Origin of the sequence: Paenibacillus humicola (assembly GCF_028826105.1) — a bacterium.
Taxonomy (GTDB): domain Bacteria; phylum Bacillota; class Bacilli; order Paenibacillales; family Paenibacillaceae; genus Paenibacillus_Z; species Paenibacillus_Z humicola.
Map to the genome: position 1 here is coordinate 4,164,370 of NZ_JAQGPL010000001.1, position 12,871 is coordinate 4,177,240.

The following is a 12,871-nucleotide window of genomic DNA, read 5'->3' on the forward strand; positions in this document are numbered from 1 at the left end:
AACAGAACGGGCGGCACGCCGCCCGTTCTGCGCGAATCCGAACGGCACGGCGGCCTTTCGTTCATTTTGACAGCCTGATTTCGATTTGCACGGACCCGCCCTCCGGCCGGTCCGCATTCGTTTCGTAGAGATCATCGCCGATTCGCTCTAAGGCAGCTGCCTGCCCGTTGACCGTCACCTGCACGGGGACGGTGCGCGAAGCGAAGATGAACCGTCCGCCTTCGCGGAGCGATACCGCCGTGACGTCTTCCTGCTCGGTGCAGCTTAACACCGCCGCAGGCGAAACGTATTTGTCCGCGAGTCCGATCGGTGTGACCGCGCCTTTGACGGGAACGAGAACATACAACGCAAAACCGCCTTCTTCTAGGCGAACGGCTTTGCTCTCCTCCGCTTTCAAATAAGAGAAGCTGCGGGAGAAATGCTCGTAGACCGCAAACTCGTTCCCCGCGAGCCCCGGCACATCGGCCGGTCCGATGCCGCCTTCAACCGGACCGGCCTCCTTGTGAATATGGAAAGCGGCCACGACACCGGCGCCCGCCGCCGTATTCCACAGCTTGAGCGGGATCGTCCGCTCGGTCGGATCAGCCAGCAGGCAATCCGGCGACGGGGCGGCCGGGCCGTCGCAGCGGATTATCGTGCCGTCGCGGTAAATAAGCGGCCAAATATGCGCTGGATCTGTATTGCCCGGCGCGTCACTGACATACACCGGCCCGCCGCTGACCGAACGCAGGACGGCGCTCTGGACGCCGTCGTGATTTTTCGACCAGTACATATCCCAGTCGCCCCAATAAAACGCGCCATGATAATAAGAATTGTACCCGTTCTGAAGCGCATGCTCGGGGAAGCCGCGCTTTTCCTGCGGGACGAAATCGTCGCTGTTTCGCGAAACCGCGGATTTCGGACGGTGCCATACGTTTTCGGCCGCCATTCCCATGCAGTTGATCACCGTATCGTTAAAATGCAGCGCGACCGACGCTTCCAACGCTTCGTGCGCCGCCGCGGCCGCCTCGCCGATCGAACGGCGTTCCTTCAGATAATTGAGCACGGCGCTTTGACTGTCGACTTTGACGAAATCGACGCCCTGCCGCCGCAGAAAGCCGTGCCACGCGTGCCAGAAGCCGAAGCCCCGGCCCGCCTCGGGATACGGAATGAGATTGCCCCGCGGCACCCGGTAAAGCGATTCGGCGTACTTTGTCGCAATGCCGCTGTCCTCATGGACGCCGCCCCAATAGCCGGCAATCGTATGCCAGACGCCGACGTGCCGGATGCCGAAGCGCTCCTTGAGCGCAGTCACGGCCCGTTTCAGGCCGCCGGGAAATTTGACGGGGTCGGCCTCGAACGACATCAGCCTGCCGTCCTTCGTTTCGGACCAGCCGTCGTCGATCATGACCCAGCCGACCGGCAGACCGAGCTGCTGCAGCTCTTCCGCCTTGGCCAGCAGCCCCGCTTCGTCGACCTTATGGTAGAAGGCATCCCAGCTGCACCAACCGAGCCTGTCCAGCAGCGCGGGATACGTTTTTCGGCTGCGCGGCAGCGTCGGGTAGTCCAGCTCGCGAAGAGCCGACTCCGCATTTTGCTCCACCAGCGCGTACGGGTCGTTTCCTGCAGACAGCGCAAATGCGAGCGATTCGCATGCGGTGCGGCCGCTTTCATAAGCGGACAGCCGAATCGCGAAGCCGCCGCTTGCTCCCGCGGCATCCGTCCGCCAGACCGGCCCGACGACCGGCAGCAGATGAAAGAAGCTTTCGGCCGTCTTCCACAAAATCGACTGCGTCCGTCCGGGCAGCTCTTCCGGATTCGCGCCGAAGTGGGGGCGTGTCCACCAATCCTTATGCTGATAATTGGCCATTAGACCTTCAATCGCTTCCGCCGGACGGACCGTCACGACAATGGCGTGCTCGGCGGCGAACGTCCTCTGTTTGCCGAAATCGTTATCATTCACCGTTTCCGCTTCGACCGACGCCAGAACGGCCCCGCGGCCGGTCATGCGCAAGCGAATCCGGGCGCGGACGGTATCGTCGTCGTTTTGAAACCGCCAAACCGCCGTATCGAGAGCACCGTCCCGGTCATCGCCTCGTTCCAGCTCCGTTCCGCACGCCTTCAGCGCGATCGGCTGCGGATGCGAATCTAGCCTCACCTCGACCTCGAACGTGCCGAAGACGTCGGCCTGCGGATTGCTTCGGGAGCGCAGCTCCCCTTTTTCGCTGAATTCGAACATAAGCTCCTCCTGCCTGCTTCAAATGGTACGGCCGGTTATTCCAACGCCTGCAGCGCCACCGACAAGCTGGCCGCATCGCCGACCGATTCGCCGAGCCCCGATGGGACGATCTCGCACGCCTGCAGCGAAATCGGCAGCGCTTCGCTCGCAAGAGCCTCCATGACGATCGGCCGCAGCAGCGCCTCTTGTCTCGCGTAAATGCTGCCGATCACGATCCGCTCGGGGTTCAAAAGATCGACCAGCACGGCAAGTCCTCTGCCAAGCCGGGTGCCGACGGCGTCGACCACCTTCAGCGCAAGCGCATCGCCTGCAGCCGCGGCTTCGAATATCGTCTTCGCGGTAACGGCGTCCAGCTGTTCCAGTCCCCGGCAAAAGGCGGTTCGGCCGCCGCCCCGGATATGCGCTTCGGCCATCAAACGGCCGAGCCGCGCAATGCCGCCGCCGCTGCAAAAGCCTTCGAACGAGCCCGCCTTGCCGTAGCCGACCGGTCCGTCCGGCTCCAGCCGCATATGCCCGACTTCGCCTGCCATATCGTTTGCGCCGGAGTAGAGCTTCCCGTTTAAAATGAGGCCGGCGCCCATGCCGGTGCCGAACGTCAGAAACACGACGTCGGACGCGCCGCGGCCGGCACCCCAGCGCCATTCGGCGAGCGCGCAGGCGTTGGCGTCGTTCTGCAGCGCCACCGGTACGCCGAACCGCTCCTTCAGCGGCGTCACGACGTCGATCCGGTCCCAGCCCGGCAAATTGGGCGGAGACAGAACGAGCCCGCGGCGGCTGTCGAGCGGCCCGCCGCAGCTGATGCCGATGGCTTGCAGCGGCCCGGCCCCGCCTGCGACCCGCTGCATGTCGGCCATCGCCTCGCAGAACCAGCCGATCGTCGCCTCCGCGGTTTCGGGCGTCGGGAAGCTGCGCTTCTCGGCGATGTTCACACGGCCGTCTTCGGCGACGCCGAGCACCGCGGCGCACTTGGTGCCGCCGATATCGAACCCTCCAAGCAGCATGCTCATGCGAAAAATGCCTCCTCGAGCATCATGCACAGAACATGATAAACGGGGAGATGCCGCTCCTGAATATCCGGCGTGCTGCTGTAAGGGACGCGAACCGTCACATCGCACAGCTCCTTCAAACGGCCGCCGCCCTGGCCCGTAAAGCCGACCGTCTTCATGCCGAGCGACTTCGCGACCTGAACGGCACGAACCACATTGGCCGAATTGCCGGACGTGCTGAACACGGCGAGCACATCCTCGGGCCGGCCGTAGCCATATACCTGCTGCGCGAATACCATGTCGGCCGCTACGTCGTTAATGTACGCCGTCGACAGCGCCGTATGGCTGACGAGCGAAATCGCCGGCAGCGCGCCCTGCAGCCGGTCGGCGAGGTAAGCCCCTTCCTCGCCGTGAATCATCATTTTTTCCCGCTCGGACGGCGGAAGGGGACGCTGCGACATAAAGCCCTTCATCAGCTCCCCGACGATATGCTCGCAGTCGGCGGCGCTGCCGCCGTTGCCGGCCAGCAGCATTTTGCCTCCCCGCTCGAAGGCGTTTTTCATCGCCTCGTACGCTTCCCGGATCTGCTCCCTGCACGGCTCCAGATCGGGATATTTCGTAAACAATCCGTTAAAAATCGCGCTCACCGCGTGTTCACATCCCCGTTATCGTTCTAGTCGCTTCCGCGCGTTACAGGTCCCACTCCAGCAGGCTTGTCTCCGTTACCGGAAGGTCGGCGCTTGCCGGCACGCGGAACGTCTTGATTTCCGACGGGCCGAAATCGGCACGGATCGTCCGGTTCCACTTCGGCAGCCGGATTTCCGCCGTCGTCGCCTTTTTGTCCGTTTCGTAGCAGCGCACGATCAGATCGTCGTTATCCTCCGCTTTTTTCAGCGCGCTGACGATGACGTTGTCCTTGTCGACCGAGACGTACGAATCGGTTTGCGGCAGCTTGCCTTCATGGAACGTCTCAATAACCGCCACCGGCCTGCAGTTCAGCTCGGCCGCGCGGCGCACCGTGCCCGCCTGCTCCCACGTGCCTTCGTGCGGAAGAAGCGAGTAATGAAACCGCTGAATGCCCTGGTCGATAAACGCGTATTCGCCGTCCGCTTCGGGCACGTACGGGACATGGTGCGCATAGATCGGGCTGCGCAGCACGGTCAGCGCCAGCTCCTTGTTATGGATGCTGTAGCTGTATTTGGCGTCGTTCATCAGGCTGAGCCCGTAGACGCGGTTGCTTTCCTGTACGATGCCCGTGTAGTCGACCCAGCTTTGGCCGGGCTCCTCTTCGCCGTTATGCTCCCGTTCGATGGTGCCGTACGGAATTTCGTACGTTTGCTTGCTGAAAATAACGTTCACCGGGAACACCAGCTTGAGCATTTTGAACTTCTCGCGCCAGTCCACCGTCACGCTGACGTCGATTTGACCGCTGGCCGGGTACATCGCGAAATCCTGCACCAGCCGCGAGCTGCCGTATTCGCTGACGACGCGGATGACCGATTTGACCGGTCCGTGCTCGATGCGCTGCACGCGCACGGCCTTGAACGTCCCTGCGATATCGTTAAAATGCAGAACGTCGTGACTCCACGTATCCGACGTATCGTGCAGCACGACCGCCTTTGCGCCTTCGCCTTTGAACACCTCGTGGTTCAGCCGCTTGTCGCGCAGGCTTTTGATAAAGCCGGTCTCGCGGTCGAATTCGAGGCGCAGACGGTCGTTCTCGAGCACGAGATCGCTTGCCGTGATCGGTTCGCCGGCCGGCTTCACCGAAGCCGACTCGAGCGCCAGCTTGTAGACGCGGTAGCCGAGCGGCGGAAGATCGGCCATAAAGCTGAGCCGGTAGCGTCCGCGGGCGGCGGCCTGCGACTTCACCGTCTGGAACGGCACAGGCTTGCCGGTATCGTCCAGCAGCACGGAGCTTTCTTTGATGCCGCCGACCTCAAGCTCGACGTTTACCCGGCTCTGCCAGGCATGCGGGTTGAACACGACGATCGGGCGCATCGATTCGTCCTGCTCGATGCCGATGTTCCACGACAGCGACTGCACGGCGTAGTTGAGCGAGCGGTCGGCGATCGCCATCGCTTCGCCGAACAAATACCGCGCGTCCTCGTAGGCGGGCTCAAGGCTCGTGCCGGCCAAAATATCGTGGAACTGGTTGAACAGCACGTTCTTCCACGCCCGCTCCAGCTCCTTCGGATACGGCTGGCCGGTGATCCAGGAGGCGAGCGCCGAAAATTTCTCGGCCGCGATCAGCCGGTTCTCCGCCTGGCGGTTCCACTGCTTGATGCCGGAATGGGCGGCATAGCAGCCGCTGGCGTGGTGCTGCAGATCGTCGTGCACGACCGGGAACGTCAGCCCCGATTTCTCCATGTCTGCGAAATACCGGTCCGGCGTCGCAAACTCGAGCTTCGGCAAATCCGCTTCTTCGTTCAGACGGCGGATGCTCGCGATATTTTCCTTCGTCGGGCCGCCTCCGTGGTTGCCGACGCCGTAGAAAAGCATCAGGTCGTTCAGCGGATCCTTGAACTCGCCGAGGCAGCGCCGGACGTGGCCTTCCAAATCCTTGCCCCAGGACAAATATTCGAACATGATGCGGAACGTCAGCACCTTCGAACCGTCGTCGGACTGCCACCAGAAGAGCCGCCCCGGAAGTCCTTTCTCATTCGGCATCGGCCGCATCATGACGTAATAATCCATGCCGCTCTTTTTCAGGATTTGCGGCAGCATGCCGTTATGGCCGAAGCTGTCGACATTGTAGCCGACCTTGGCCGTGACGCCGAATTTCTCCTTGAAATAGCGCTGTCCGTAAAGCCCCTGGCGAACGAATGATTCGCCGCCCGGGATGTTGCAGTCGGGCTGGATCCACCAGCCGCCGACAATGTTCCAGCGGCCCTCGGCCACCCGCTGCCGGATTTCCGCGAACATGCCGGGATCGTTGTTCTCGATCCATTCGTACATCGCGGCCGAGCTGGATGTGAATATAAAATCGTCCGATTCCTTCATCCGGTCGAGCGCGGAGCGGAAGGTCGCTTTCGCTTCCTGAAAGCCTTCCTGCCACTGCCACAGCCATACCGGGTCCAGATGGGCGTTGCCGATCATATACAGCTTCTTGTCCTTCATCGTCTTAAGGTTCAGCTCCTGTCCAGATAAGTAAAGGCGCGCGCTGCCCTTAGATAAAGAGCCATTCGCGCTTCTTGCGTTCAGATCGATCGCTTTTCGCCGCGAAGGGTTCTTACAGGATGAAACGTCCCGCTTCGCCCGCGCTGCATACGAAATGCTCCATTTTGTCGATGACGGTCAGCTTCACGGCCTCGCGTCCCGACGCCAGCTGCTCGGCCGAAAGGGCCCGGCATTCCGCGTTCGTCATCCGCTCCTCGCGCCCGAGCGCCGCCAGCAGCGCAAGCTCGAGATCGGTGGCGATGTTCACCTTGCTGACGCCGCCGCCCGGCAGACGGTACGCCTGGCGCATCATGTCCGCCGGCACGCCCGAGCCGCCGTGCAGCACGAGATGGACCGGCGTCAGCGCGCTGATGGCCGACAGCCGGTCATAGTCGATTTTCGGCTGCTTGACGTTATAGACGCCGTGCGCCGTGCCGCACGAAACGGCGAGCGCGTCGATTCCGGTCAGGCGGACGAATTCCGCCGCTTCCTGCGGGTCCGTGTACAGCTCCTCGTCCTTGTCGGTCTCGACGTAATCGGTCGTGCCGATCATACCGAGCTCCGCCTCGACCGACACGCCCCGGGCGTGCGCGTAGTCCGCCGCCTCCTTGCTCTCCTTCACGTTCTCGGCGAACGGCTTCTCCGACGCGTCGATCATGACCGACGTAAAGCCGGCGTCGATCGCCTCGGCGATCACCTTCAGCTCCTTCGTGTGGTCCAGATGGAGCACGACGGGGACGGTAATGTTCAGCTGCCCGACCATGCGGTAAAATTCCTCGCCGAACTCGGCCGGGGTAATGCCGTAACGGATCAGTTCCTTTTGCGAGATTTGCACGATCAGCGGCGATTTCGCCTGCTGTCCGGCCTCAAGAACCGCCGCGATCATCGGCGTATAGCGGGGCGAGAACGAGCCGACCGCAAACCGGCCCGCTTCCGCCGTTTCCAGCGCCTGTTTCAGGGTGATGACATTGTTGAATTCAGTATGTTTCGGCATAGTCTCCCTCTGTCCTCTCCAATAAAAGCTATTCTACTCCGTGCCTGATTGTTTACACCGTCTGCAGCACCTGTTTGACGCGCTCCATGCCGAGCCTCGGGCTTGTCAAAAACCGCTTCCGCTCGTCCTCCGGGAACTTCTCCGTTACGCGGGCCATGGACGCCTGCGCCAGCACGACGAGTTCATGGTCTTCGGCCAGACGGCGAAGCACCGCCGCCAGCTCCTCGTCGTGGCCTTCCTTATCGCCGGCGAGCAGCCGCCGGTAGGCGGTGGAGGCAACGACCGGCGTCAGCTTAAGCTGCCGGCCCGCCAGCTCCGCCTTGGCGAGCAGCTGCCGCTGCGTCGGCTCCAGCGTCGTGGCAAGCGTGGCGGCGACGCCAATGCGGGATGCCGAGCGCACGGCGTATTCCGCCGCCGCCTGGTCGATGCGGACAATCGGCACGCCGATTTCCGGCTGCACCTGCGCGCACAGCTCGCCGATCGACGAGCAGGCGTTCAGAATACACGCCGCCCCGAGGCTTTCGGCGATACCCGCGTACTCCCGCCAGCGCGGGCGAATGTCGTCCACACGGCCGCCGTTTGCGGCCAGCTGAGGCAAAATCGAGTCGTCCACGATATTGAACACATCGATCCCGGGCATAAGCTCAAGCGCCAGCGTCTTCAACGGATCGACCGTCACCGGGGTCGTATGGATAATGGCCAGCCGACGTTCCGCCCATTGGCCCGTTTCATGCTCTCCCATCTTGTTTCATCCTTTCCTCATGCCGGCCAGCGCCGTCTTCACGTCCGGGAACAAGCCCGCGGCAGCGGCGGCGTACACGGCCGCGCCGTATGCGGCTTCCTCCTGCGTGGCGGCAAGCGTCAGCGGCAAATTCAAACGCTCCTGCAGCAGCCGCTGCAGCACCGGATTTTTACGGATACCGTTGCCGGAGCCCGCCGCCGCGATTATTTGTCCGCGCAGCCGCCCCGGGAGCAGATGCACGAAGTCCATCAGCTCGTCGGCGATGCCCGCAAGGACGCCGGCGGCGAAATGGCCGGGCCTGAAATTGTCGTCATTCAAGCCGGCGATTTGGCCGAGCGCAAGCGGATTCCGGCGCGTGCCGTAAAATTGGGTGCCGATCCGCAGCGGTCCGAGGCCCGTTTCGAGCGCCTCCGCGGCCAGCGCGTTCATTCGCTCGTAGATGTCCCCGGCGCCCGTCCCGGCGCCGAATGCCCGGCATGTCTCCTTGAAGAACCGCTCGAGCAGCGCGTACGATTTGCCGCCGCCGAGCGGGGCGCCGACGATAAGGAAGCCTCCCCCCGGGAACGGCCTCGTTTCGAGTCCGGCGATTTCCTCGGCCTGCCCGCTGTAAACCGAGATTTGCGAGCCGGTCCCAACGTTCGCCAGCAGCGTGCCCTCCAGCCGCGAAACGGCCCCGAGAAAGCTGGCCTGGTTATCGCCGATGGCGCACGCCAACGGCTTGCCGTCCGGCGTCCTTCCGGCGATGCCGATGCCGCGGCAGACCGGGGGCAGAATGGCGGGATCCAGACCGGCCCGCCGTAACGCCGCGGCGTCGAAGGCGTCCGCCTCCGGCGAGAACAGCCCCAGACTCGCCGCGTTGGAAGGCTCGATCTGCGGAACGGCTGCACCTGTCAGCTTCATGGCGATATAATCGCCGATCGTGCACAAGTACGCCGCGTCATCCGGCACTTCCCCGTTGTTCGCGTTGTAATAATGCGTTGCCAGCCCATAGCCTGCGGCCAGCGCGCGGCCCCCTATTCGGCCGAGACGAAGCGCGTAGGTCTCTCCGCCGGGTTCCATCGGCACATCCGCCCTCCCGTCCTGCCACGTATACAGCGGACTGACGGCGCCTCCTTCGCGATCGACGTAAAGGATGCCGTGCATCTGGCAGGAAATGCCGACGGCGGCCACCTCCGGCCAAAGCGCCCGGCATTCGCCGATCAGCTCGCGGACGATCGCGGCGATCCGCTCCGGATCCTGCAGCCGCTCCCAGCTGCGGCCGCTCTCAAGCGCGGCGTCGTTCGCCCTGCCGGCGACCCGGACCGTTTCGCCGGTTTCGGCCGAGACGAGGGCGGCGCTGACGGACGTCGTTCCGATATCGATTCCCGCCACCAGCATGCTGACCCTTCACCTCCGGTTGATAGCTTGATATCAGCCGCTCTGCGCCGGCTGCAAATTCAGCGCATCCGCATAGGCCGCCGCCTCCTGGGCCGCATACAGAATGAGCCCGATGCACCACGAATGCGACAGCGTCAGCATCATGCCTTTCGGCTGAAAGCAGTTCGTGTTGTAGTAGCGCTCCGTCACCATGCCTTTATACGCGTTGAAGTCGCCGTCCTCCCGCGCGATGAACTGCAGGAAGCAGGCGATATGGTCGCGGGTCCGGTCCAGATAGTAAGCGTCCTGCGTATACGTCCATAACCGGAGCATTTCCGGCACGCAGAACAGGCCGTAGTTGTGCAGATGCTGGTTGGACGTCGACGCCTGGTCCGCGCCGCGCGAGCGAAAATCGTACTGTGCGAGCAGCGTATGGCGCGGAAACCGCAGGTTGTACGTCCATCTGAACGTCATCATCCAGTCGGCCGCGCTCGAAGCGAGCGCGAGCCATTCGGTCCGCTTATCGGACTCGTACAGCCGTACGTAGGCAACGACGGCGTTGTACGCATCTTCGGAGGTCGGCGTCAGATGGACGTCCTCGGGCGCGCCGTAAATATATTCGTCTTTCACGAAACGGGCGTAATAATGACCGGCTTTCGCCGCCGCTGCGGCAAAATCCTGCCTGCCGAAAAAATCCGCCCCTTCGAGCAGCGCGGCAATCCATAAGATGCCGCCCGCGCCGTCCCATTCCTCGACCTCGCCGGTCGCGGCATTGTAATAGGAGCCGAAATTGCCGTCCTCCCGCTGATGCGAGGCCGCGAATTCCAGGTTGGACCGCACGGCCGTCTCCCATTCGGGATGCTTCTCGCCGCGTTCCCGCTCGAAAGCGAGCGCGCGCGTCATGAACAGCGTCGCTTCCGCGATCGTACGTGCCTGCAGCCAGTCGGATTTCGGGTTCCACCCTGCGGTCCAGCCTTTGCCGACGATCCAGGACGCCCAGAAAATGCCGCTCGGCGAAAGTCCGGATGCGATTTTATCCAGCACGGCCGCGCCCGCTTCCGTATAGGCCGCAATCCCTTTGCGGAGCCCGTAAGCCAGCAGCGCGTAAGCGTACGGCGCGCCGCTCACCCAGCCGACGTGCATATGGGGACGATCGCCCATCCCTTTCACATTGTTGTTGAATTCGCGGTCGAACGCCGCCGTCTCATACAAGATTTTATGCTCGTCGCTGTAATGCCACGTATGAAGGCCGTAAGCGGTCAGCTCGGCCGCTTCCTCCAGTCCCATCCACGGGTTCAGCCCGTGCTCGGCGCCATGAAGCCGATACATTCTGCGCACGAACGGATCGTAGGCATGCGGATCGGCATCCGCGGCATAGACGGTCAGATTGAGCCGGATGCGCTGCCCCGGTACGAACCGGGCCGTCGTCCGGTCCGCCGGCTTCGGCACGGCGTCGCCGACGAAGGTGACCGGCTCCTCCCGGTACGGGTAATTCAGCCAGATCGACGTGCCGTCCGCGCTGCCCCGGAAGCCGAGGCCCGTCAGGCCCAGCTCCGACATCTCGTCCGTACACAATGCGCCGCACATGCCGTCGTTCCATGCGAACACCGCCGGCAGCGCGGCACGGTCCGAACGGAACGACCAATGGTCCGACACCATTTGGTCCCTATCGCCGCCGTTATAATCGTAGCGGGGATAGCGGCGCAAATTTTTTTCGAACCGGTTCTCCTTATAGAAAGCGCCGGGAATCATCCAGTCCGGCCGGCCCGGTCCGGCAAGCTCGCAGCCGAACGTCAGCCCGAATTCGGCGGGTTCGGCTCCCCGGTAAACCATCTCCAGGCCGACCTCGTAACCGCCGCATTCGCCGTCCAGCGCCGTCCACCTCGCTTCGGCCTCGAACGACGCGGAAGCTCCCGATACCCGAAGCCCATCTTCCCCGTCCGGGGCCAGCTCCGCGATCGGCACCTCCTCGCTTTCGCCGGTTGCAGCGTTCCAGGCTTCGACCAGCCGGCCAAAGCGCATGAAGAACGGGCCGCCTTCCTTCCCCGGCTCGTAAACCCGCAGCTCATAGCGGCCGCCCGATTGTTCGGCTCTCCATCCCATCATCTTAAACCCCCGATCCCTGGACTTAAAGCTTCAGCTTGTACAGCTCGATCAGATTGTCCCGGAAGATCCGGTCCGCAAACGTCATCGCCGCCTTCTCCGTCATCGCGCCTTCCGCCACTTTTTCCGTGAGCACGTCGGCAACGATTTTGCGCGCCAGCTTCAGGTGGGCGTAAGTCCCCTCGATATGATTATAGTCGCCGCCGAAGCCTTGAATTTTCGTCTCCGGCACCATTTCGATCATCTGGTGCAAAATTTGCTTGCCCGCCGTCGGGGAAATGATATACGTCCACGTGAAATCCGTATAAACGTTCGGATAATTTTTCGCGATGCTTAAATACGGCTCGAAATACGGAAATCCGCAGTGCAGCAGCACGAATTTGGCGTCGGTATACTCCGCAAGCAGCGGAAGCAGCTTCGAAGCGTCCGAATTCGGGATGAGGTTGCCGTTCCCCGAGACGCTCGTTTCATGATGGCCGGTATGAATTTGAATCGGCAGATCGTAGGCGATGGAGCGCTGGATAATAAAATGAATGAGATAGTCCTGAAGAGCGACCGTTTCCTGCTGCGAAAGCCCGTCTTCGAGCGTCAGGCCGAGCAGCCGGTTGAATACGGCCTCCGCTTCCTGAAAGGTCGGCTTGCCGCTGGCCAGCGTGCGCCAATAAGCGTGTCCGAGCTTCGTCGCCACCATGCCGTCCTGCTTGAATTTATGCAATAAGGCATCCACCGCATCCAAATAGCCCGCGAGCGTATGCACGTTCGTCCGCGCGCTTCTTGCAACCTCGTGGATATCCTTCCGTGTTCGCAGCTTATAGGTAAAGTCCAAAAACATGATCGGCCGGAACAGCTCGTATTCCAGCTTCGTCGTCTGAATCAGCGTAAAAGCAAGGTCGATTCCCGACTTCTCGGATAACACTTCGCGATACCAATCCGGATTGTGCGTCGCCGCTTTCACTTTCTCGTTCACGGCCAAAATGCCGCTAACGCTCCAATCGTCGAACCCGTACAGGTCGCGCATCGCCGTCCGGAACATGCGCGCGTAGGTCGTATTGCCCGTTCTCTGCCAATATTTCAAAAAAACGGAAGCTCTTTCTTCGTCGCTGCCGGCATTTCTTCCGAGTGCGCCTCTCTCCATTCCGGCCGTCACGAGATCGGAATCCAGGTAGTGCATCAGCGAGAAAAAATCATGGTTCTCTTTTTTGCGAATTTGCGGGGTCGCCAGATGCTCGTGTCCGTCAATGACCCGAAGCTCGTTGATATATTCGTGTATGGTGCTCACCTTGGCCCTTCTCCTTCCAAAAATGGGGCGACTG

General features: G+C 62.2%; 9 protein-coding genes. All 9 read right to left on the reverse strand.

The features are described from left to right. Nucleotides 1-61 precede the first annotated feature (61 nt). Nucleotides 62-2,218 carry a Sip1-related alpha-galactosidase gene (locus tag PD282_RS19120; RefSeq protein WP_274652263.1) on the reverse strand — a complete coding sequence of 719 codons (2,157 nt, stop codon included), beginning with the start codon at nucleotides 2,216-2,218 and terminating at the stop codon, nucleotides 62-64. Nucleotides 2,219-2,253: 35 nt separating this feature from the next. After that, a complete protein-coding gene (locus PD282_RS19125; RefSeq protein WP_274652265.1) occupies nucleotides 2,254-3,225 on the reverse strand; it encodes an ROK family protein in 972 nt (323 codons plus the stop codon). Beyond that, nucleotides 3,222-3,851: a D-sedoheptulose-7-phosphate isomerase gene (locus PD282_RS19130; RefSeq protein WP_274652267.1), complete on the reverse strand. Its 630-nt coding sequence runs from the start codon at nucleotides 3,849-3,851 to the stop codon at nucleotides 3,222-3,224. Before PD282_RS19130 ends, PD282_RS19125 begins: the two co-directional genes overlap by 4 nt. 43 nt (nucleotides 3,852-3,894) lie before the next feature. After that, a complete protein-coding gene (locus PD282_RS19135) occupies nucleotides 3,895-6,324 on the reverse strand; it encodes an alpha-mannosidase (RefSeq protein WP_274652269.1) in 2,430 nt (809 codons plus the stop codon). A 112-nt stretch (nucleotides 6,325-6,436) separates the two neighbouring features. Continuing rightward, nucleotides 6,437-7,357, reverse strand: a complete 921-nt coding sequence (locus PD282_RS19140) for a class II fructose-bisphosphate aldolase (RefSeq protein ID WP_274652271.1) — start codon at nucleotides 7,355-7,357, stop codon at nucleotides 6,437-6,439. A gap of 52 nt (nucleotides 7,358-7,409) precedes the next feature. Then, nucleotides 7,410-8,099, reverse strand: coding sequence for an aspartate/glutamate racemase family protein (locus tag PD282_RS19145; RefSeq protein ID WP_274652273.1), 690 nt, complete (start codon nucleotides 8,097-8,099; stop codon nucleotides 7,410-7,412). Between the two features lie 6 nt (nucleotides 8,100-8,105). Beyond that, nucleotides 8,106-9,476 carry a sedoheptulokinase gene (locus PD282_RS19150; protein WP_274652276.1) on the reverse strand — a complete coding sequence of 457 codons (1,371 nt, stop codon included), beginning with the start codon at nucleotides 9,474-9,476 and terminating at the stop codon, nucleotides 8,106-8,108. A 33-nt stretch (nucleotides 9,477-9,509) separates the two neighbouring features. Next, nucleotides 9,510-11,561 carry a hypothetical protein gene (locus tag PD282_RS19155; RefSeq protein WP_274652277.1) on the reverse strand — a complete coding sequence of 684 codons (2,052 nt, stop codon included), beginning with the start codon at nucleotides 11,559-11,561 and terminating at the stop codon, nucleotides 9,510-9,512. Between the two features lie 22 nt (nucleotides 11,562-11,583). After that, a complete protein-coding gene (locus tag PD282_RS19160; protein WP_274652279.1) occupies nucleotides 11,584-12,837 on the reverse strand; it encodes an amidohydrolase family protein in 1,254 nt (417 codons plus the stop codon). Nucleotides 12,838-12,871: the final 34 nt, after the last annotated feature.